The sequence below is a fragment of the uncultured Traorella sp. genome, from assembly GCF_944327115.1.
Taxonomy (GTDB): domain Bacteria; phylum Bacillota_I; class Bacilli_A; order Erysipelotrichales; family Erysipelotrichaceae; genus Traorella.
Map to the genome: position 1 here is coordinate 1 of NZ_CALVGS010000101.1, position 20,129 is coordinate 20,129.

The 20,129-nt window shown below is 39.4% G+C and carries 23 protein-coding genes and 1 pseudogene; 8 read left to right on the forward strand and 16 right to left on the reverse strand.

The window, feature by feature from the left end:
- Both Q0K35_RS08970 and Q0K35_RS08975 read right to left on the reverse strand, forming a co-directional pair.
- Positions 1-181: pseudogene (locus tag Q0K35_RS08970) on the reverse strand (peptidase); the annotation flags it as partial.
- Between the two features lie 12 nt (positions 182-193).
- Positions 194-625, reverse strand: coding sequence for an NfeD family protein (locus tag Q0K35_RS08975; RefSeq protein ID WP_294562387.1), 432 nt, complete (start codon positions 623-625; stop codon positions 194-196).
- A gap of 124 nt (positions 626-749) precedes the next feature.
- Here Q0K35_RS08975 and Q0K35_RS08980 point away from each other — a divergent pair, with 124 nt between their 5' ends.
- The gene (locus Q0K35_RS08980; RefSeq protein ID WP_294562390.1) at positions 750-1,697 is read left to right on the forward strand and encodes a YegS/Rv2252/BmrU family lipid kinase; all 948 of its coding nucleotides are present in this window, start codon (positions 750-752) and stop codon (positions 1,695-1,697) included.
- A 33-nt stretch (positions 1,698-1,730) separates the two neighbouring features.
- Here Q0K35_RS08980 and Q0K35_RS08985 read toward each other — a convergent pair whose 3' ends face one another.
- The 3 genes from Q0K35_RS08985 to Q0K35_RS08995 all read right to left on the reverse strand — a co-directional run bounded on the left by Q0K35_RS08985 (position 1,731) and on the right by Q0K35_RS08995 (position 4,793).
- Positions 1,731-2,510 carry an alpha/beta fold hydrolase gene (locus Q0K35_RS08985; RefSeq protein WP_294562392.1) on the reverse strand — a complete coding sequence of 260 codons (780 nt, stop codon included), beginning with the start codon at positions 2,508-2,510 and terminating at the stop codon, positions 1,731-1,733.
- The gene (locus tag Q0K35_RS08990) at positions 2,507-2,767 is read right to left on the reverse strand and encodes a thioredoxin family protein (protein ID WP_294562393.1); all 261 of its coding nucleotides are present in this window, start codon (positions 2,765-2,767) and stop codon (positions 2,507-2,509) included. The genes Q0K35_RS08985 and Q0K35_RS08990 overlap by 4 nt, the downstream gene beginning before the upstream one ends.
- A gap of 142 nt (positions 2,768-2,909) precedes the next feature.
- Positions 2,910-4,793, reverse strand: coding sequence for an InlB B-repeat-containing protein (locus Q0K35_RS08995; RefSeq protein WP_294562394.1), 1,884 nt, complete (start codon positions 4,791-4,793; stop codon positions 2,910-2,912).
- A 417-nt stretch (positions 4,794-5,210) separates the two neighbouring features.
- On the opposite strand from Q0K35_RS08995, the gene Q0K35_RS09000 reads away from it, so the two are divergent.
- The 5 genes from Q0K35_RS09000 (at position 5,211) to Q0K35_RS09020 (ending at position 10,585) form a co-directional block, all read left to right on the forward strand.
- Positions 5,211-6,548 (forward strand): potassium transporter TrkG, encoded by a 1,338-nt coding sequence (locus Q0K35_RS09000; protein WP_294562395.1) that lies wholly within the window; start codon positions 5,211-5,213, stop codon positions 6,546-6,548.
- A gap of 263 nt (positions 6,549-6,811) precedes the next feature.
- Positions 6,812-7,459: a TrkA family potassium uptake protein gene (locus tag Q0K35_RS09005; protein WP_294562397.1), complete on the forward strand. Its 648-nt coding sequence runs from the start codon at positions 6,812-6,814 to the stop codon at positions 7,457-7,459.
- A gap of 30 nt (positions 7,460-7,489) precedes the next feature.
- Positions 7,490-7,804 carry a hypothetical protein gene (locus tag Q0K35_RS09010; RefSeq protein ID WP_294562399.1) on the forward strand — a complete coding sequence of 105 codons (315 nt, stop codon included), beginning with the start codon at positions 7,490-7,492 and terminating at the stop codon, positions 7,802-7,804.
- A 101-nt stretch (positions 7,805-7,905) separates the two neighbouring features.
- The gene (locus tag Q0K35_RS09015) at positions 7,906-9,891 is read left to right on the forward strand and encodes an ATP-binding protein (protein WP_294562400.1); all 1,986 of its coding nucleotides are present in this window, start codon (positions 7,906-7,908) and stop codon (positions 9,889-9,891) included.
- Positions 9,884-10,585 (forward strand): response regulator transcription factor, encoded by a 702-nt coding sequence (locus tag Q0K35_RS09020; protein ID WP_294562403.1) that lies wholly within the window; start codon positions 9,884-9,886, stop codon positions 10,583-10,585. Before Q0K35_RS09015 ends, Q0K35_RS09020 begins: the two co-directional genes overlap by 8 nt.
- Before the next feature lie 38 nt (positions 10,586-10,623).
- Here Q0K35_RS09020 and Q0K35_RS09025 read toward each other — a convergent pair whose 3' ends face one another.
- The 8 genes from Q0K35_RS09025 to Q0K35_RS09060 are packed head-to-tail and all read right to left on the reverse strand — an operon-like array spanning position 10,624 to position 16,602.
- Complete coding sequence (locus tag Q0K35_RS09025) at positions 10,624-11,145, reverse strand: peptidoglycan-binding protein (RefSeq protein WP_294562405.1); 522 nt, start codon at positions 11,143-11,145, stop codon at positions 10,624-10,626.
- A 51-nt stretch (positions 11,146-11,196) separates the two neighbouring features.
- On the reverse strand, positions 11,197-11,727 hold the full coding sequence (locus tag Q0K35_RS09030) for a hypothetical protein (protein WP_294562407.1): 531 nt from the start codon (positions 11,725-11,727) through the stop codon (positions 11,197-11,199).
- Position 11,728: 1 nt separating this feature from the next.
- Positions 11,729-12,067, reverse strand: a complete 339-nt coding sequence (rbfA, locus tag Q0K35_RS09035; protein WP_294562409.1) for a 30S ribosome-binding factor RbfA — start codon at positions 12,065-12,067, stop codon at positions 11,729-11,731.
- Positions 12,067-13,899 carry a translation initiation factor IF-2 gene (infB, locus tag Q0K35_RS09040; protein WP_294562411.1) on the reverse strand — a complete coding sequence of 611 codons (1,833 nt, stop codon included), beginning with the start codon at positions 13,897-13,899 and terminating at the stop codon, positions 12,067-12,069. Before infB ends, rbfA begins: the two co-directional genes overlap by 1 nt.
- A gap of 9 nt (positions 13,900-13,908) precedes the next feature.
- Positions 13,909-14,205, reverse strand: a complete 297-nt coding sequence (locus tag Q0K35_RS09045; protein WP_294562413.1) for a ribosomal L7Ae/L30e/S12e/Gadd45 family protein — start codon at positions 14,203-14,205, stop codon at positions 13,909-13,911.
- The gene (locus Q0K35_RS09050) at positions 14,198-14,455 is read right to left on the reverse strand and encodes a YlxR family protein (RefSeq protein WP_294562415.1); all 258 of its coding nucleotides are present in this window, start codon (positions 14,453-14,455) and stop codon (positions 14,198-14,200) included. Before Q0K35_RS09050 ends, Q0K35_RS09045 begins: the two co-directional genes overlap by 8 nt.
- A 7-nt stretch (positions 14,456-14,462) precedes the next feature.
- The gene (gene nusA, locus Q0K35_RS09055) at positions 14,463-16,115 is read right to left on the reverse strand and encodes a transcription termination factor NusA (protein ID WP_294562417.1); all 1,653 of its coding nucleotides are present in this window, start codon (positions 16,113-16,115) and stop codon (positions 14,463-14,465) included.
- A 19-nt stretch (positions 16,116-16,134) separates the two neighbouring features.
- The gene (locus Q0K35_RS09060) at positions 16,135-16,602 is read right to left on the reverse strand and encodes a ribosome maturation factor RimP (RefSeq protein WP_294562419.1); all 468 of its coding nucleotides are present in this window, start codon (positions 16,600-16,602) and stop codon (positions 16,135-16,137) included.
- Positions 16,603-16,832: 230 nt separating this feature from the next.
- On the opposite strand from Q0K35_RS09060, the gene nrdI reads away from it, so the two are divergent.
- Both nrdI and Q0K35_RS09070 read left to right on the forward strand, forming a co-directional pair.
- Complete coding sequence (nrdI, locus tag Q0K35_RS09065) at positions 16,833-17,186, forward strand: class Ib ribonucleoside-diphosphate reductase assembly flavoprotein NrdI (RefSeq protein ID WP_294562427.1); 354 nt, start codon at positions 16,833-16,835, stop codon at positions 17,184-17,186.
- A gap of 3 nt (positions 17,187-17,189) precedes the next feature.
- The gene (locus Q0K35_RS09070) at positions 17,190-17,765 is read left to right on the forward strand and encodes a DUF3793 family protein (protein WP_294562429.1); all 576 of its coding nucleotides are present in this window, start codon (positions 17,190-17,192) and stop codon (positions 17,763-17,765) included.
- Between the two features lie 155 nt (positions 17,766-17,920).
- Here Q0K35_RS09070 and Q0K35_RS09075 read toward each other — a convergent pair whose 3' ends face one another.
- From Q0K35_RS09075 to Q0K35_RS09085, 3 genes are all read right to left on the reverse strand, one after another.
- Positions 17,921-18,253, reverse strand: coding sequence for a hypothetical protein (locus Q0K35_RS09075; protein WP_294562431.1), 333 nt, complete (start codon positions 18,251-18,253; stop codon positions 17,921-17,923).
- A gap of 248 nt (positions 18,254-18,501) precedes the next feature.
- Positions 18,502-19,773: a glucose-6-phosphate isomerase gene (locus tag Q0K35_RS09080; protein WP_294562433.1), complete on the reverse strand. Its 1,272-nt coding sequence runs from the start codon at positions 19,771-19,773 to the stop codon at positions 18,502-18,504.
- Positions 19,760-20,128, reverse strand: a complete 369-nt coding sequence (locus Q0K35_RS09085) for a CvfD/Ygs/GSP13 family RNA-binding post-transcriptional regulator (protein ID WP_294562435.1) — start codon at positions 20,126-20,128, stop codon at positions 19,760-19,762. Before Q0K35_RS09085 ends, Q0K35_RS09080 begins: the two co-directional genes overlap by 14 nt.
- Between the last annotated feature and the right edge of the window lies 1 nt (position 20,129).

Sequence of the window (20,129 nt, forward strand, 5' to 3'; positions counted from 1 at the left end):
TTGCCACACGGTCAATAAACGGTACTAAAAAATGAACACCGGTTCCCCATGTCTTATAATAAGCACCTAACCTTTCAATGACAACGCTCTTGCTCTGATTCACGATTCTTACGTGACATGCTACAAATATGATCGCAAAAACTAAGATCGCAATTACAAATACCCATGTTCCAATTTTCATATAACCTATCTCCTACGCCTTTCTTACTAGACATTTTACTCCTTCAATTCTTTCTACGATGACCTTTTCACCTTTATGATAAGCATTGCCATCCAGACTTTTAGCTGCCCAGTCCATATCATTGACCAATACTCGTCCTTCCAGTGAATTTTCATCAAAATCTTTAGTTACAAGCGCCATCTGTCCGACATTCAGATCTGTATTCGTCGGTACTGCTTCTCCCTTGACCAGTCGTTTGACCATCGGTCGAAAAGCAATCAGCGTCAGCAGTGAAAGAATCACAAATACGATTCCCTGCGTTTCTTCATCAGCTCCGAAAAGCGAACAAATCAAAGCACCGATGCTTCCGCTCAAAAACCAGATTGAAACGAATTGTTGAGTAAAGGCTTCAAGTAGTGTGAATAATACACATGCAACTATCCAAAATAATAATGCCTGATCCATCTACCTCGCCTCCTGTTATTATTATAGCGAATTATGGCTGCATTAAAACACTTATGACAAATTTGTAATTGAATACTTCCTATCCTGCCATATTTCAGTTATACTATTAAAGCGAGGTAGATTTATGCAACATATATTTATTATTAATCCAAAAGCCGGAAAAAGCGATGCCACAAAAATGATTTCCAAAACAGTACATCAACTGTTCATGGATAAAGAAATCGAAGGAACTTACCGTATCGAAAGGACGCTTTCACCGGAAGATACCCAAAGAATTGCACGAAAATATGCACAAAGCGGAGAAAATGTAATTCTTTATGCCTGTGGAGGAGATGGTACGCTCAACGATGTGTTAAATGGCTGTATGGGCTATGACAATGTAGTATTAGCACATCTGCCGATCGGTACCGGGAATGATTTTATTAAATTTTTTGGTCCAAACGCTAAGAAAGACTTCATGCATCTGAAAAAACTGATGAATGGGCAGATATGTGATGTTGATGTCATAAAAGTAAATGATCATTATTCGATCAATATTGCCAATATCGGACTTGATGCCATGATCGCCTTTAATGCCAATAAATTCAAACGTATTCCTTTTGTGAAAGGAAAAGGAGCTTATCAGATATCTCTTGCCTACTCTTTTTTTACTTCCCTCCGCCATCATATGCGCATCATCGTTGACGGAATAGAAGAAAAAGAAAGCTGTTTTTCTTTTGTCGTATGTGCCAATGCTTCTTATTACGGAGGAAGTTACTGTGCGGCTCCCTATGCGAATATTCAAGACGGTTATATGGAAGTTGTCCTGATTCCAAAAGTATCACGTTTAAAGATTCTACAACTCATGAAGATCTATGAACAAGGCAAGCATTTAGATGGTACTCATAATGATATCGTCCATTATTATAAAGCAAAAAAAGTAGAGATATATGCGGAAAAGCCTTTAGCCGTCTGTCTTGAAGGAGAAGAAGTGGTGTTGCATAATCCAATCATCGAAATTGCCGATAAAAAAATAAAAATGCTGATTCCGGATAAATATGTATCAAACGGACAAATCATTCAAAATGACTGAAAAAAAGATGAAGATCTGCTTATGATCTTCATCTTAATTATATAAGCCATTGAGCCATTGTATCATTTCACGGCTAATGATCTTTAAATAATCATAGCCATGACTCAATACATTGAAAATATGATCACATTCATCCATATAAATAACTCTTGAATAAGGATGATTGCTGGCATCCACGCTCATCCGTGAACAATCAGGATCTACGATTGAATCATTAAGGCCGTGAAAGGCAAGCGTCGGAAGATGCTTTTGGGAATAAATATCTAAAACATCTGTATTCAGCACATCCTCAAACCACTCTAAAGAAAGACGGACAGGTGATCTAAATCCCGGATCATACCAGACAAAGCCATTCATTTTCGCCTGTTCATAATCCTTTTTTGTAAAAAGAATCCGCATATCGACTGCCGGAGCCAATACTACTGTTGAACTGATATTCTCATCTGCGCTTAAAAAAGCAATGGCTGCTCCCTGACTCCAACCTAAAAGACAGATTTTATCGTAGCCAAGTTTTTTCGCATATTCAATGACTTCCTGTGTGTCACTGACGGCACTTTTATAAGAATAATGGATATAATCCACCTTACTGCTGCCGCTGCCGATAAAATCAAAGCGAATCGAAGCATAGCCGGCATCTGCAAGCTGACTGCTTAAGTAAACATAAGCATTCCCTACTTCATTCATATCTGAACATGTGCCATGAAGTAAAATGACACAGATATTTTTATCCGACTGAAAAGGCTTGGTTACGATCATATGGATATCATAACCGTTGTGACTATGTAAGATCTCTTTAAAACAAACAGCGCTCACGAAATCGCCTCTTCTAATACCGCCTGGATGCTTTCCTTTGTTGGAACACCTTCATGGATTTTCTGATTGTTGACAAAAAAGGTAGGCACATACCAATAATCATAGCCTTGTGTCTTTTCTTCTTCCTTGACCTCATCAATGACTTCGATCTCAATATTACGATAAAGCATATTTTCTTCTTTGAGCTCGTCAATATATTCAAATGCCTTGCGGCAGTGTGGACAGTGCTCCAGCACCATCATCTTCACATGTTTCATGATCATCACCCAGCTATAGTATATATCAATTTGCTCTTTAAATAAAATAAAATGCAAGGATATAAAATGTAATTTGTATCGAATATAAAAAAAGATTGGATTTTCCTTTATCAAAAAGGCTTGATCCAATCTTTTTCTTATTTTATCTTACTTCTTTTCTGACTTTTTTACCAAGAAGGATAGCTAAACCGGCTACAGACATTAACATAAGCATCATGCTTGCATATAATGTTCCATTGTCACCTGTATTCGGAGTATCTGTCGTAACAGAACCACTCTCTTCCTTATCTGTGCCAGGTGTCGTCGGTGTGCTAGGTGTTTCAGGAACGTCCGGTGTTTCACTAGAAACAGCACTCCATTTGGCGCTCAAAGTTACATCATCTGCATACTGATAAACAGTTTCTGATGTTACTTCATTGCCATCTTCATCATACCAGCCTTCAAACGTATAGCCTTCACGCTCTGGCGTCGGTAATGTTCCTACGGCTGCATCATAAACAACCGTTAATTCAACAGGATCCTCACCATTTCCTGCATCTAAAGTCAGTGTATATTCATTGGCTGTCCATCTGGCTGTCAGAGTTACATCCTCTGTATATTGATAAACAGTTTCTGATGTTACTTCATTACCATCTTCATCATACCAGCCTTCAAATGTATAACCTTCACGAAGTGGTGTTGGCAGTTTTCCTACGGCTGCATCATATGTTACATCTACATCTACTGATTTTTCACCATTTGCTGGATCCAATGTCAAAGTATATTCATTAGCACTCCAAACAGCCGTATAAGTTGCGTTATCCGTTACCGTAGAAGCAACTTCAGGCGTCCATCCTGCAAACGTATATCCTGTACGTGATGGTGTTCCATCAAAAGCAGGCGTCGCATATCCTTCAGGAACATTATATACCTGATCTTCAAATAGAACCTCATCTTCTACACCATCTGTATAAGTTACCGCAAGAGTTGGTCCGGAAGCAGCTTTTAAAGCAAGAACATTACCGCGAACCTCAGTACCGGAATAGTCAGCATAATCCTTAAATTCTGTCATAGAATCATCAGAATAACGTGCTGTTGCTCCGGCTGAAATTGTTCCATTATAACCGTCAACATACCAACCATAAACTTCTTTTACTCCCATAGAAGCCGCATCAATTAACTGCATTGAAGAATTGGCAACTCCAGTAGCTTTTGTAGAAGCAAATACAATATCATCACCATAATTTTCAGCTGTATTGCCATAAATCTGACCGCCTGTTACAGTTAAATGGATTGTTCCGGTTGTATAAACATATACTGCACCACCACGGCCTGTGGTAGAAGTAGAACCCACAGCACTATTTCCAGTAATTACACCACCATTTACTGTCAAATTTAAACTAGCAATAGCTCCACCTGATGATGCTGTGTTTCCTGTGAAAGTACCACCATTTACAACTACACTTGCAGTACTTGTAGATGAATAAACAGCACCGCCAGTACTTGCTGTATTATCAGTGAAAGTTCCGCCATTGATCGTCAGCGTATCGCCACTCTTACCGTTAAAGTAAATACCGCCACCTGATGATGCAACACCACCACGAACAGTTCCCGTCTTTTCGGTACTGCTGTCATTAATTGTTACATTCATATGATAGCTGGCGCCATAGCTAGAAGTATTGCTAAATGAAAATACAGAAGCACTGCCATTACCAGTAACAGTATGACCGGCCAAATCAACAGTAAGATTGAAATCATTAGCTGTATCTCTTGTTTTGACCCATGGTACACTTACAGACTCTGTCGTATCGGCAACTAAAGTAACGGTCTGGTTTTCATGATCGACATCTACCATAATTTCCTTGGCAGCATCCAATGCTTCTTGTAACGTATCATAATATTCGCCACTACTTTCGACTTTTGCCACTGCACCTTCCGGTACATCACCATCTGCCGCAAATACATTCACAGGTGCCAAAGCTACAGCCATAAAAAATGCAGCTGCCAGCGTAACCCCTTTTTTAAGAACGCTCTTAAAAAAATCCATGTCTATCTACTCTCCTTTCTAAACATACTTACTAAAAATGCATACTGATCAGATTCTTTCTCCTATTTTTTTCACCTCCCCAATCTCAAAACACGAATGATAAATCAGACAATATGAGATTTTATGAAAAAACGTCAAATAATTCATAAAATCCATATTATTGTGTTTTATTTATTATAAAACCAATGAAATAAAATGTTCTACATTTTGAGATGTATTTTTACATTTTTTGGGATAGCGTTTTACATTTTTATTACACTATTACATTTTCTTTCCTAATTTTTCATTATTTTCTATCTTTTCATTCGTTATTTTAAATCATTGCTATCTTTACACAATCTTAATACAAATCACGATGTCCTAACACTTTCTTAAAATAAAGGGCACTATAATAACAGTGTGCAAAGGAGTGACAATATGAGTGAACTGGCACATAAAAAAAGATATCTGACTTCATTTCAGATCATTATTCTTGGATTCGCAGCTGTTGTGTTGCTGGGAGCATTGCTTCTCATGCTTCCGATATCCACCCAAAGCGGTGTCATAACACCCTTCAATGAAGCGCTATTTACTTCTACCTCTGCTGTTTGCGTAACCGGACTTGTCGTCCAGGATACCGGCAGCTACTGGTCGACCTTTGGGCAAGGAGTGATTATCGCACTGATTCAGATCGGTGGTTTGGGAGTCGTAACTATCGCTTTAGCCTTTACCCTTCTTTCCGGTAAAAAAATATCTCTGAAACAACGCAGTCTGATGCAGGAGGCCATTGCTGCTCCAAAAGTAGGAGGTATCGTCCGGCTGACTGGTTTTATTTTAAAAGCTACTTTAATTATAGAATTATTAGGGGCTTTGATCATGATGCCGGCTTTTTGCCAGGATTATGGATTAAAGGGAATCTGGATGGCCTTCTTCCATTCGATATCAGCTTTCTGCAACGCCGGCTTTGATATTTTAGGAAGAGCCGGATCGCTTTATCCGTCACTGACAAATTATGTGGGAAGTCCTTCCATCAATATTGCGATCATGCTTTTGATTGTAGTTGGCGGTTTAGGTTTTCTTACATGGGAAGATATCGCTGTGAATAAATACCACATTAAGCGATATCGCATGCAAAGCAAGGTAATCCTTCTTACGACAGCTTTGCTGATTCTATTGCCGGCTCTGTTCTTTTATTTTAATGAATTTATGGATCTGCCGGTCAAAGAACGTATTCTGAGCTCTTTCTTTCAATCGGTAACACCTCGAACTGCAGGCTTTAATACGGTGAATCTGGCGGCTATGAGCACAGCTGCACAAGGAATCATGATCGTGCTCATGCTGATTGGCGGTTCACCCGGTTCAACTGCCGGTGGTATGAAAACCACGACTTTTGCGGTCATGCTGGCCAATGCATTTGCCATCTTCAGAAAAAAAGAAGATGCCCATTTCTTCGGACGACGCATTGACGGCAGCATCGTCAAAAATGCCGCTACGATCTTCATGATGTATATCACATTGTTTTTTATCGGTGCCTTGATCATCAGCGTTGTTGAAGGTCTTCCTTTAGGAACATGCTTATATGAAACAGCTTCTGCCATTGGTACGGTAGGCTTGACATTGGGCATTACTCCCGAGCTTGGCGTTTTATCTCAAAGCATTTTGATTGCTCTCATGTTTATAGGCAGAGTGGGTGGTTTGACATTGATCTATGCGGCACTTTCTACTACAAATAAAAACCTTTCTAAATTGCCGCAAGGAAAGATAACAGTAGGTTAAAACCGCTGGAACATCTTAGCTGTAAGATCCAAACCATAAAAATGATCTAAAACATGGAGGATCATCCAAAACATTTGTTTTGAAAAGATTTATTAACAAAGTATCCTGGTTACAGTACGGCTTTAACATATAAAAAAATTTTATATTATCAGACATCATAAAAGAAGACAGCACAATATTTCTGTTTTAATGTTAACTCAGGATACAGCATCTTGACAGCAGATGAAAATAACTGTCGAAATATTATACGAGGAGAAAATGATATGAAATCTATTTTATTAATCGGTCTTGGAAGATTTGGAAGACATATTGCAACAAAATTAAATGAATTAGGCCATGAGGTAATGGCAGTTGATCACAATGAAGAAAGAATCAATGATATTCTTCCTTTTGTTACCAGTGCAGAAATCGGTGACAGTACCAATGAAGACTTTTTGAGATCATTAGGTATCGGTAATTATGATGTATGTATCGTTGCCATTGCCAATGATTTTCAAAGCTCATTAGAAACAACTTCTCTTTTAAAAGAAATGGGCGCTAAAATGGTCGTATCCCGTGCTGAACGTGATGTGCAGGCAAAATTCTTGTTACGAAACGGTGCAGATGAAGTCGTTTATCCTGAAAAGCAGGTAGCAAAATGGGCGGCCATCCGATACAGTTCCGATCATCTTCTTAATTATGTTGAATTGGATGATACCCATTCGATCTTTGAAGTAACACCGCCTCAGTCATGGATCGGTAAAAGCGTAGGTCAGATTGATATCCGTAAACGATATAATATCAATATCATGGCTGTAAAAGAAAATGGTAAGATGAATATGAATGTGACTCCGGATACTGTCCTGACACAGAATGTCACAATGCTGGTGCTTGGTGAATATAAAGCATTGCAGAAGTGTTTCCATATTTAAAATCAATACCTTTCAAGGTGGTGAGCAGATATGAAGGAAGCCTTATTGATTTTAACGATGGCAGCAATCTTTCTTTTCTTATATTTTGTAATAAGAAAGCTGGATATATTTTTAAATGAAAATCATTCATCCATCCAAAAAGAATCTGAAAAAAAGGAACCTTCTTTTGTGATGCTTACGGATGAGCTTTCTGATGAAGAGATTACTTCTGAAGTACGCCGCTTCCGATTAAAGCACCAGAACGCAAAAATCGTTCTTTATGACAACCATGATGACATGATTTCTGCTATGAACAACAGAAAAATGTCAGCGAATCGTAAATATAAAACAAACAGGCAGGCATAGGTCTGCCTGTTTGCAGTAAACCTTACCGGTTTTCATGATGGAATAGTAGATTATTTTATGAATCTGTGATATATAATTAGTTTGTATGTGAGGTGGAAGCAATGAACAGTCAGCCAATATATCATGAAAATAAAGAAGCGGAACATATTCTTGTATGTCTTTCATCTTCACCTTCCAATGCGAAGATCATACGTACAGCCGCTAAGATGGCAAAGGCCTTTCAAGGCTCTTTTACGGCTCTTTATGTGCATACATCATATGCCGACAAGATGTCCGAAACAGATAAAAAAAGGCTTCAGGGTCATCTTCAGCTGGCACAGAAACTAAAAGCCCATATCGCAACGGTATACGGAGAAGATATTTCTTACCAGATCAGCGAGTTTGCGAAAATTTCCGGTGTCACAAAGATCGTGATCGGCCGCAGCAACGTTATGCGCCGTCATTTCTGGAGCAAACCTTCTTTAAGTGAAAAACTGACAGAAATGCTTCCGAATCTGGATATCTATATCATACCCGATTCAGCGACGGATACTCGCTACAAGGTCAAAAAGACTTTTGCTCATCCGCTGATTCCCACTTGGCAGGACCTTGGAATCACCTTTCTTATCTTAAGCATTGCCACATTGATCGGTTCTTTATTTTTACGCTTTGGATTTACTGAATCGAATACGATCCCTGTCTATATACTTGGTATCCTGCTGATTTCTTTATTTACCAGAGGATATTTCTGCAGCGTCATCAGCTCAATACTTGCTGTAATGCTGTTTAACTTTTTCCTCATTGACCCTAAGCTTACCTTTCATGCCTATGATTCAGGTTATCCTGTCACATTCATCGTCATGCTGGCCTCCTCCATCATTACCGGAACATTGGCGGCCAAGCTAAAGGATCATGCAAAGATGTCTGCCCAGACTGCGTTTCGGACAAAAATCTTATTTGATACCAGCCAGCTGCTTCAAAAGGCAAAAGATGAGCATGATATCATTAATATCACAGCCAGCCAGCTCATGAAACTGCTGGATCGTGATATCGTTGCCTATCCGCAAGTCAATGATAAGCTTGCAAAGGGATATCTGTTCTGTGTGATGCCGGAAGCCTCCTCAGAAGCGTTGTTTTCAAGCCAAGAAAGAAAAGCTGCGGAATGGGTCTTCACGAATAAGAAAAGGGCCGGTGCCACGACATCGATCTACGGCGATGCGAAATGTCTTTATTTAGCGATCCGTATCAATCACAAGGTATATGGGGTCATCGGTATTCATATTACAGATGAGCCTCTTGATTCATTTGAAAACAATCTGCTTCTTTCAATCCTTGATGAATGTGCGCTTGCCCTTGATAACAGCCAGATTGCCAAAGAAAAAGAAAGGACAGCGGTACTTGCGAAAAACGAACAGCTGCGTGCGAATCTCTTACGTACGATTTCCCATGATCTGCGGACCCCGCTGACTTCGATCTCCGGTAATGCCAGCAACCTTTTATCTAACTATGATCAATTAGATGATGAAACAAGAAAACAGATCTTTAATGATATCTATGATGATTCTCAATGGCTTATCAGTCTTGTGGAAAATTTATTGTCCGTTACCCGTATTGAAGAAGGACGAATGAATTTCAATATGTCCATACAGCTTGTGGATGAGGTGATTGATGAAGCCTTAAAGCATCTGAATCGCAAAAGCATCGAACATGATATCTGTGTTGAATATAAAGATGAACTTTTATTAGCAAAAATGGATGCAAAGCTTATCATGCAGGTCGTGATCAATATTGTCGATAATGCCATCAAATATACACCAAAGGGTTCAAAAATCAAAATCACTGCAGAAAAAAAGAATCAGTGGATATACATCAGCATTGCAGATAACGGCAATGGTATTGATGATCATTTAAAAGAACGTGTATTCGAAATGTTCTTTACCGGAAATAACAAGATTGCCGACAGCTTGCGCAGCCTTGGTCTTGGTCTTCCTTTATGTAAATCCATCATCAATGCTCATGGCGGAGAAATCACACTGACAGACAATCAGCCGCAGGGCTGTATTTTCACATTTACATTACCATTAAGCGAGGTGACCTTCAATGAATAAAACTCTGATACTCGTCGTAGAAGATGATGCTCCTATACGAAATCTGATTACGACAACACTAAAAACACATGACTATAAATATATCATAGCTAACGATGGAGAAAATGCGATCATGGAAGCTTCTTCACATAATCCCGATATCGTTCTCCTTGATTTGGGATTGCCGGATATAGATGGGGTGGAAGTTATCAAACGTATCCGCAGCTGGTCAAATATGCCCATCATCGTTATCAGTGCCCGAAGCGAGGACAGTGATAAGATCGAAGCACTCGATGCCGGAGCAGATGACTACCTCACAAAACCGTTCTCAGTAGAAGAACTTCTGGCAAGACTACGAGTTACACAGCGTCGTTTAGCCATCATCAACGCTTCTTCAACAGCGAATGAAGCCATCTTTACCAATGGTCACCTTAAGATTGATTTTGCGGCAGGATGCGCCTACCTTGATGATGAAGAACTGCATCTGACACCTATTGAATACAAGCTTTTATGTCTGATGGCAAAAAATATAGGCAAGGTGCTGACACACACATATATCACACAGAAGATATGGGGCAGCAGCTGGGAAAATGATGTGACCTCTTTACGTGTCTTTATGGCTACTTTAAGAAAAAAACTCGAGTCAAAACCGGATTCACCCCAATATATACAAACGCATATCGGCGTTGGTTATCGGATGATGAAGGTCGAATAAAAGCGATGTTTTGAGCATCGCTTTTTTTCAGATCTTATTTAATTTGCTGGTGTTGCCGGCTGATTTCTTTCATTAACGATATCATCCCATGTAGCCTTGCCAATAGCTCCATCAATCGGTAATCCTTTAAGATACTGATACTGCTGAACGGCCATACGTGTTGCATTGCCATATTCGCCATCTACCTTCACACTTTTTAAACAAGGATTCTTAGCAGCAAATTCATTCAGATATTCCTGCATCTTAAATACAGCTATACCATAATCACCTAAATATAAATAATAAGAAACACTGGCAACCGGAATATTTGTCATCACATTTAATCTTTTCAACAATTCAAAGATACCATCCCATGTGGCATTTCCAATCACACCATCCGGATTCATCCTCATATACGACTGTATTTCTCTTACAGCTGTCTGTGTTCTTGGACCGAATATACCATCCGGTGTCAATCTTGTCGTGATATAACCTGCATCAACAAACATATTTAAATAAGCCTGAATCTTGTTTACTGCAATTCCTTTATCTCCGAGTCGTAATACATATCTTGTGTACATTGTCATTGTCCTTTCAAACTAAAGTATGTGGAAATAAAAAAAACGGATAGGCTAATGCCCATCCGCAAATACTTTATCATTCTCATCCAAAAAATTATATACTGCCGCATACTGTTTCTTCTTAAAAGAATCAAATGTTTTCCTCGAACCAAAAGTCTGGAAAAATATTGAGATAAGGTTCATCAAGATAAAGCCAATGATAAAGCCACCTAATTCTCCCTGACCAATGATCATCCAAAATAAGACCAGTACCAATACTCCGAATAAAACGGATAATGGTAACAGACGTACACGCGTCTTTTCGATCGCATCTTCAATGAAGCTGCCTCTGGCTTCTATAAAATCTTTTACTTTAAAAGGAAGATCAAAATGATTTCTTTCATTAAGCTCATAGCATTTCAAGATACAGTAGGTCATGGCATCCTCTTGATTTCTATCTAAATAATAACGTGCCATGATCCAATAGACATAAAACAAATCTTCATCATTTCCGACAGCATTCTGACATGAAAGAACTTCTTCTTTTGTAATTCCTTTTCCTTGAAGAATTTTTTCTTGAACATTCGTTATATTCTGATTCATTTTACACCTGCTTCAAATCATTCAGAATCTTATCGATCTTATTTCCCCGTTCCAGGGAACGATCGATTTCAAAAATAAGCTCCGGTGTCTTACGAATCGTCAAACGCTTTGCCAATGCACTGCGTATAAAGCCCTTTGACTGATTCAAAGCCTTTAAACCCGCTGCAGCTCTTTCTTCCTTGCCCAAGAATGAAACAAATATCTTCGCATATGAATTATCATTTGTAACCTGAACATCTGTAATGGTAATAAAACCCACCTTAGGATTTTTCAGCTCAAACTGAATAATTTCAGAAACTGCTTTTTGGACAATATGATTCATCTTGTCATTTTTAGTCATTAGACCACCTCTACCTGCTGGTCTTCATAAGCTTCTATGATATCTTTTTCTTTGATATCATTAAAGTTTTCAATCGTCAAACCACATTCATAACCGCTTGTAACTTCCTTGGCATCATTCTGGAATCGCTTCAGCGAATTTAAATTTCCTTCATAAACCACGATGCCATCACGAATCAGACGTACCTTACATCCCTTACGAATACAGCCATCTGTGACCATACATCCGGCAATGGTTCCTACCTTGCTGACTTTGAATGTTTGACGTACCTCTGCCTGTCCGATAATCACTTCTTCATATACCGGTGCCAGCATTCCCTTCATTGCTGCTTCCATTTCTTCAATCACCTTATAGATGATATTATGCAGACGAATATCGACCTTCACTTCTTCTGCTTTCTTTCTTACATTAGCACTTGGACGAACATTAAAGCCGATGACGATTGCATTGGAAGCATTTGCCAGATCAATATCGCTTTCTGTAATAGCACCCGCTGTTGAACGGATAACATTGATCTTTACACCTTCAACTTCAAGCTTTTCCAATGAAGCCTTGACAGCTTCAGCACTTCCCTGGACATCAGCTTTGATGATGACATTGATCGACTGGATATTTCCTTCTTCAATCTGACGTGCCAAATCATCTAATGTCAGAGCACTTGTCGCATTACGATCATGATCGATCTTATTTTGTAAGCGTGTTTCTGCGATATGTCGTGCTTTCTTTTCATTTTCAAACACCTTGAAGACATCGCCGGCTTCCGGAACATCATTCAAGCCGATAATTTCTACCGGACTGGACGGACCTGCACTCTTGATTTCACGTCCGTGATCATCCACCATCTTACGTACACGTCCTAAAGCACTACCAACAACAACGATATCACTCGTATGCAGTGTTCCCTTTTGAACTAAAAGCGTTGCCACAGGACCTCTTCCCTTATCCAGCTTGGCCTCAATGACGGTACCCGTAGCCAAACGATTAGGGTTGGCACGATAATCTTCAACCTCAGCCAATGTCAAGATACTTTCCAAAAGCTCATTGACACCTGTACCAAACTTAGCAGAAATCTTACAGAAGATCGTATTTCCGCCCCATTCTTCCGGCATGACACCATTATCTGCCAGCTCACCATAGATACGATCCAGATTGATATCCGGCTTATCGATCTTGTTTACCGCAATAATGATCGGTGCTCCTGCTGCCTTGGCATGATCGATCGCTTCCTTGGTCTGAGGCATGACACCGTCATCAGCCGCTACGACAATGACGACGATATCAGTAATCTGAGCACCTCTGGCACGCATGGCCGTAAAAGCTTCATGTCCCGGGGTGTCCAAAAAAGTAATCTTCTTTCCTTTGACGCTTACCTGATAAGCACCTATATGCTGTGTAATACCACCAAATTCACCTGCTGTAACTCTTGATTTACGGATCGTATCCAAAAGTGTCGTCTTACCATGATCGACATGTCCCATGATCGTAACGACCGGAGGACGCGGAACCAGTGATGCCTCATCATCATCGTTTTCCTTCAGCTCTTCTTCCAGATCGCTTTCATCGACAACGACTTCTTTTGTCACTTTTACGTTAAATTCCATACATAACAGCTCTACCGTATCGTCATCCAGCTGTGAGTTGATCGTTACCATATTTCCAAGCATGAATAATACCTTGATCAGTTCACTTGAATTGCGGTGAAGCTTTTCAGCTAATTCTCCTACCGTGATCGGAGATGAATAAGTAATCTCAGTCACTTCCACCCTTTTTTCTCTTGGTGTAAAAGTCTTTTTCTGATTTTTCTTATTTTTGTTTGTGTTGGCTTTTGCCATCAATATCACCTAGCCTTTCCAGCATTTCATAATACTTTTTTTAAATCCCTCATCACATATTCCTACAGCCATCCGATTTGACTTTCCAATTGCCTGATTCAGCCTTTCAGAGCTTTCTATCATGATCAGATCGACATCATAAAAGCTGCATTTATCCGAATATCTTTTTTTGGTATTCTCACTTGCATCCTCAGCAACGATCACAAGTGACACTCTTTTTTTGCGGATCGCATCCATCAGTTCTTCCCCGCTGATAACTTTTCTGGCACGCATCGCAAGACCTATCAGATTATATATCTTATCCATTCATAAACTCCTTCAGCTCTTCATATAAGGAGTCATCAATTTCACATTCTAAAGCTCTTGCCAGTGCTTTCTTCTTCTTTGCCAGTTCAATGATCGACGGGTCTTTTTTCAAATAAGCACCCCGGCCATTTGTTCTTCCTGTACGATCAATGACTACATTTCCCTCAGGTGTGCGGACAACCCGGACCAATTCTTTTTTCGGAAGCTGTTCCTGAGTAACAACACATTTACGCATCGGTATCTTTCTCATAATTCACCTAATCGTAATATTCATCGAATTCATCAAAGTCGATGTCATCATTGATCCAGTCATTTTCCCTCTCTTCAGCTTCACGTTTCGCAATTTCCGCTAATTCTTCTTCAGAATAAATCGGCTTCATCTCGTAATCCTTTTTCAAATCAAAAGTTGGCTTACGCAGGCTTTCTTCCTCTTCATTCTTTTCTTTATTCTTCTTTTTCTTAGGAGCAGGTGCCTGAGGCTTTGTCGTTACACCGGCAAGAGATTCAAATTTAGATACATATTCCTGCTTGCTGGCAAGATCGATACCTTCCTTAGCTTTCTTCTCTTTCGCAATACGAGCAGCTCTTTCAAGATCTGTTTCTTCTCTTTCCTTGACAGGCTCTTCTTTTACAGCTTCCTGCACATCATCTTTCTTTTCTTCTGCTGCGACACGATCAGCTGCCTCATCTTCATGGATATCATCATATTCAATTTCATCAAAAAGCTCCTCATCAAATTCTTCTGAATTTTCAGTAGCTCTTCTCTCTTCAAAATATTTCTGCTGTTCGGCAGCACGTTTTTCTGCTAAGCGAGCCTGCAGCTCTTCCTGCTGTTTTGCATAGATTGTGCGATAATCAATACCCATCGCCTCAACCTCGCTCTCAGCTTTGATATCGATCTTGGAGTTTGTCAGTTTTACTGCAAGACGTGCGTTCTTACCTTTTTTACCGATTGCCAATGACAACTGTGAATCAGCAACAACTACCAGCAATCCTTTTTTCTCAGGATTCGGAATGACTGCCAGGATCTGTGCCGGTGAAAGGGCATTTTTGATCAGTTCGCTGACATCCTCGCTCCATTCAAAAATATCGATCTTTTCACCATGAAGCTCATCGATGACAACCTGTACACGACTGCCTCTTGGTCCGATACAAGCTCCGATAGGGTCAACATTTTCATTTTTAGAATAAACGGCCATCTTACATCTTTCACCGGGTTCACGAGCAATCTCTTTGATTTCAACGATTCCCTGATAGATTTCCGGTACTTCCTTCTCAAAAAGTCTTCTAACCAAATTTGCATCAGCTCGGCTGACAAGCACCTGTGCACCCTTGGTTTCCTTATTGACTTCACTGATTACGACACGGATACGCTGACCTTCCTTATATACCTCTCCCGGAATCTGGGCCACTCTTGGCATCAGCGCTAATGTCTTACCGATATTCACTACACAGAACTTTTCTTCCACAGATTCAATCGTACCTACGACCATATCCTCCAACTTATCGATATATTCATCATAAACCGCCTGCTTTTCAGCTTCTTTGATTTTCTGACGCAATACATTTTTAGCTAATATGACTGCTGCACGTCCAAAATCCGCAATATTGATCTCATTGGTAGAAATCGTATCCCCAATCTGAGCATCTTCTTTCAATGCCTTGGCATCCTCTAAAGAAATTTCAAATTCATCATCCTCAACGTTTTCCACGACCGTCTTCTGGCGGAAAACCTTGATTTCCCCATCACTTTCATTGACTTCTACCTCAACGAGAGCATCCGGCATTTCCACATGTTTACGATAAGCTTTTGTGAGAGCTTCTTTTAGTGCAGATGTTACAACTTCAACACTCAGCGAACGATCCTCTTCGATCGCCTGCATCGCTTTCATTAAATCTTTTAGTTTCATCTTTCAATTACCTCGTTTACTAAATTTTTACCGCAAGACGGATCAGAGAACAATCATCAATATCCACTTTGATCTGTCTTTTGAACGTCTTATCCATATACTCAATACAGCAGCAGTTATCCTCGACACTGACCAAGGTTCCTTTAACTTCATTCAGTTTTCCGATCGTCTTTTTGAATTTCGCATATACATACTTGCCCACTGCATTTTCAATTTCCTGAACATTTCTTAACTTTCGCTCAGCACCCGGTGAACATACCTCCAGCATATATTCAAAGCTGATGATGTCCATTTCATCCAGCTTAGCACCGATCACTTCGGCAACACTGGCACAAAGATCGACATCTACGCTGCCATCTTCTCTTTCAATGGCAATCTGCAGAATCTTATGCTTACCTTCATGCGTCCATGTCATGTCATAAAGTTTTACATGCATTTCGTCAAGCAATGGCAATATGCTTTCTCTGATTTTTGCTTCCTGATCCATCTTTTCTCCTTTTCTAACAAAATGAAAGTGGACTCTCGTCCACTCGTTTACTTTACAGGGATATATTAGCACACATCCCGGCTTTTTTCAAGCGATTTCATTTAATTTCTTCCTTCATGAGCGTTTTATACAGTATAGTTATCTTTGGTTAACTTTTATCTTGACACAAATATATTGCCATGATATTCTTAAGATAAAGTTAGCTAAGACTAATTTAAAGGAGGAAAATTATGAAAGTTATATACGCTTCAAGAACAGGTAATGTTGAATCAATCGTCAGCCGTTTAGGTATTGATGCCACAAAGATCGAATCCGGCAATGAGAGCTGTCCAGAGGACTTCGTACTTTTTACCTATACGGATGGATATGGTGATATTCCTAGTGAAGTTGAAGACTTCCTTGCCGCCAACAGTGAACATCTCAAGGGTGTCGTTGTCAGCGGTGATACAGGATATGGTGAAGCCTATTGTCAGGCTGGTGATAAAATCAGTGAAATGTATGGTGTGGAATGTCTTTATAAAGTTGAAAACGACGGAACAGATGAAGACATCGAAAATATCGGCAATCTTTTAAAGAAGCTTTAATTTATGCCTGAAAGTGCATTGACTTTCCAAGAAAAGCTTGCTTTATACAGTGCTCCGACACTGATCGGCATGAAAACAGCCAGTCTTTTCAGAATTCAAAAAAAAGACATCCCCGATTATGAAGAATGTCTTCACTATTTCAATCAGCAATTCAAAAAATATGGCATTCAAATCTGCATCCTGCAAGAAAACAAAAGCAGTGTCCTGCTTTATATCTATGAATCTGTAAGCCTTGTTCATATCCTGTCAAATCCGCTTGTCTGGGATATTCTCAAACCGTTCCATTATCCAAATCAAGATTTGACAAAAGTATTGGAGCATCTGCGCAAACGGTTATTAGAAGATGAGTTTCCACATGAGATCGGACTCTTTCTCGGTTATCCGCTTTATGATGTCATCCATTTCATGAATAAAAGCTGTAAATGTAAGCTTATCGGCCATTGGAAGGTATATTGCAATGTGAAAAATACACAAAAAACATTTTATAAATATAACTGCTGTACAAAAATGGTCCAAAAGAGGATTTCCAATGGTGAATCGATCTTCCGGCTAATTGAAAGATCAATGACTGCCAGTTAACTCATAAAACTCCTTCACGGAGTTTTTTCTTTTTTGAAAGCTATAAATTCCATAATTATTCGTGAATAAATTTCGCAAGATATATGATCTTGTCCTTATCATTTATATCTTCCATAAAATATATGATACATATAAAAGCTGTCATACACAGCTTTTCATGATTTCATCATTTCAGCGTAATGATCATATTCACTTTCAGGAACATTCAACAGTTTCATCGCTTCATGCAGATCAATCTTCAGATTCTCCATTAGTGAACATAATGATGTATAAACACCTTTCTGAAGTCCTTTCTCCATACACTTTTTCTCCACATAGGCACCATAATTACACATGCTTCTTACCTCCTCTGCCAGTCCTCCCCTGAGTTGGATCTCATACTTCTTTAATGCATCGTTCTTTTTCTCATAATCCATTCCATTGTCTGCCAGGATCCTTAAGATGTTCATCGAGGTCTGTTCGCTTTCCTTATATCCTAAGTATAACACAACAATCTCCTGTTTACATATTGTGGTATTATCTTATTATCATAAAAAAACAAAAGATGCCATGCTATATTTAAATAAAAGTGAAGAGGTATTAAAAGAAACAGTCTGTCATAAAAAAATTATGAAAGCTCGAAAGAATATAAAGCTTTTAGAAGAAATTTTATAAGTGAATATTTAAAAACTGTATGAGTGAATAAGAAATTCACTCATACAGTTTTTTTATAAATTAGGCTTTCGCCCATTTTCACTTATTCTTTTCCTAAAAGCTTGAACATATTCTTCTTATAGACTTCTACGCCCGGCTGATTGAATGGATTTTGTTCATTCAGATAAGTCGTCATGGCAATGGCTCTAAAGAAGAAATAAGCCATATAACCAAAGGTATGGGCACTCATATCCGGAATGGTAATCTCAAGATTTGGAACATGTCCTGTTTCTACATGGGCCTGCAATGTTCCAAGGCAAGCCATCTGATTGATCCAATGCAGTGATTTACCGGCAAGATAATTCATATTATCTAAATTCTCGCTGTCGCTTGGGAAAGTAATATCCAGTGTTGGCTTTTCTACCTTGATCAATGTTTCAAACAGACATTTACGTCCTTCCTGAATGAACTGACCCATAGAATGAAGGTCTGTTGAGAAATTGACTGAGCAAGGCAATAATCCTGTACCATTCTTTCCTTCACTCTCACCAAACAGCTGCTTCCACCATTCCGCAACCATCGCCATCTGGGTTTCATAGGATACAAACATCTCTGCAACCTTTCCCTGATGTTCAAGAATACGGCGGCAAACGGCATAACGATAAGCAATATTTTTGCTTAAATCATCGGTATCAAGATCCTTATAAGCTTGTGCACAGCCATCCATCAATGATTGAATGTCGATGCCGGCAACAGCAATCGGCAATAAACCTACCGGTGTGATGACCGAAAATCTTCCTCCGATATCATCCGGAATGACAAAAGTTTCATAGCCTTCCTTATCTGCCATCGACTTCAATGTACCTTTATGGGCATCTGTCGTTGCATAGATATATTCATGAACCTTGTCACCATATTTTTTCGTCATATACTGCTTGATCAGACGGAAAGCTACACTTGTTTCTGTCGTTGTACCGGATTTTGAAATAACGTTGCAGACAACCTCTTTTCCTTCAATATGCTTCAGCACCTGAGCAACATAAGTTGAAGAGAATGTATTACCGATAAAAACGATTTCCGGTTTCGCATCATTATAAACGCCATTGACCATTTCAATAACGGCTCTTGCTCCTAAATAAGAACCGCCTATACCGCAAACAAGAAATACATCACATTTTTTACGAATATCTTCAGCCGCTTTTAAAATACGTGCAAATTCTTCCTTATCATAGCAGTTTGGCCATTCTACCCAGCCAACAAAATCATTTCCTAAGCCTGTCTTATTCATCAGCTGATCATGATACTTGCTGACAGCTGCCTGATAATCCATAATATCTTCTTGTAAAAATGCATGCTCACTACTAAATTTCAACATTCTGCTCCTCCTTATTCTGCTGTTGAATCCATTCATCTAAATGCTCTTGCAGAGTCTTAAAACCAATCACCATTTTAGGAACCTTCGGTTCTCTTGAACTCTTACGATGGGATCTGTTGGATTGTAATGCCTTTAACGAAAGACGGCATTGATTCAAAAGCGGATCATAGTCCAGGATCTTAACACGAACCCTTTCTCCGACATGGAGAAACTGTGCGACATCCTTCACATATCCCTTTGATATTTCAGAAATATGGATCAAGCCCTTTTCCCCGGAATCCAGCTGTACAAAAGCACCGTAGGGCTGTATGCCGCTAATGATGCCCTCTCTGACCTCACCAACCTTAGAATGCATG

What these genes read in the sequence shown, in the direction of transcription:
- rbfA (WP_294562409.1), bottom strand. Translation starts at nt 12,067, where the DNA reads ATGACTAAAAATGACAAGATGAATCATATTGTCCAAAAAGCAGTTTCT.
- Q0K35_RS08995 (WP_294562394.1), bottom strand. Translation starts at nt 4,793, where the DNA reads ATGGATTTTTTTAAGAGCGTTCTTAAAAAAGGGGTTACGCTGGCAGCT.
- Q0K35_RS09080 (WP_294562433.1), bottom strand. Translation starts at nt 19,773, where the DNA reads ATGTTGAAATTTAGTAGTGAGCATGCATTTTTACAAGAAGATATTATG.
- nusA (WP_294562417.1), bottom strand. Translation starts at nt 16,115, where the DNA reads ATGAAACTAAAAGATTTAATGAAAGCGATGCAGGCGATCGAAGAGGAT.
- Q0K35_RS09050 (WP_294562415.1), bottom strand. Translation starts at nt 14,455, where the DNA reads ATGAGAAAGATACCGATGCGTAAATGTGTTGTTACTCAGGAACAGCTT.
- Q0K35_RS09015 (WP_294562400.1), top strand. Translation starts at nt 7,906, where the DNA reads ATGAACAGTCAGCCAATATATCATGAAAATAAAGAAGCGGAACATATT.
- Q0K35_RS09000 (WP_294562395.1), top strand. Translation starts at nt 5,211, where the DNA reads ATGAGTGAACTGGCACATAAAAAAAGATATCTGACTTCATTTCAGATC.
- Q0K35_RS09060 (WP_294562419.1), bottom strand. Translation starts at nt 16,602, where the DNA reads ATGGATCAGGAAGCAAAAATCAGAGAAAGCATATTGCCATTGCTTGAC.
- Q0K35_RS08980 (WP_294562390.1), top strand. Translation starts at nt 750, where the DNA reads ATGCAACATATATTTATTATTAATCCAAAAGCCGGAAAAAGCGATGCC.
- nrdI (WP_294562427.1), top strand. Translation starts at nt 16,833, where the DNA reads ATGAAAGTTATATACGCTTCAAGAACAGGTAATGTTGAATCAATCGTC.
- Q0K35_RS09085 (WP_294562435.1), bottom strand. Translation starts at nt 20,128, where the DNA reads ATGCATTCTAAGGTTGGTGAGGTCAGAGAGGGCATCATTAGCGGCATA.
- infB (WP_294562411.1), bottom strand. Translation starts at nt 13,899, where the DNA reads ATGGCAAAAGCCAACACAAACAAAAATAAGAAAAATCAGAAAAAGACT.
- Q0K35_RS09005 (WP_294562397.1), top strand. Translation starts at nt 6,812, where the DNA reads ATGAAATCTATTTTATTAATCGGTCTTGGAAGATTTGGAAGACATATT.
- Q0K35_RS09030 (WP_294562407.1), bottom strand. Translation starts at nt 11,727, where the DNA reads ATGAATCAGAATATAACGAATGTTCAAGAAAAAATTCTTCAAGGAAAA.
- Q0K35_RS09045 (WP_294562413.1), bottom strand. Translation starts at nt 14,205, where the DNA reads ATGGATAAGATATATAATCTGATAGGTCTTGCGATGCGTGCCAGAAAA.
- Q0K35_RS09070 (WP_294562429.1), top strand. Translation starts at nt 17,190, where the DNA reads ATGCCTGAAAGTGCATTGACTTTCCAAGAAAAGCTTGCTTTATACAGT.
- Q0K35_RS09010 (WP_294562399.1), top strand. Translation starts at nt 7,490, where the DNA reads ATGAAGGAAGCCTTATTGATTTTAACGATGGCAGCAATCTTTCTTTTC.
- Q0K35_RS08990 (WP_294562393.1), bottom strand. Translation starts at nt 2,767, where the DNA reads ATGAAACATGTGAAGATGATGGTGCTGGAGCACTGTCCACACTGCCGC.
- Q0K35_RS09025 (WP_294562405.1), bottom strand. Translation starts at nt 11,145, where the DNA reads ATGTACACAAGATATGTATTACGACTCGGAGATAAAGGAATTGCAGTA.
- Q0K35_RS08975 (WP_294562387.1), bottom strand. Translation starts at nt 625, where the DNA reads ATGGATCAGGCATTATTATTTTGGATAGTTGCATGTGTATTATTCACA.
- Q0K35_RS09020 (WP_294562403.1), top strand. Translation starts at nt 9,884, where the DNA reads ATGAATAAAACTCTGATACTCGTCGTAGAAGATGATGCTCCTATACGA.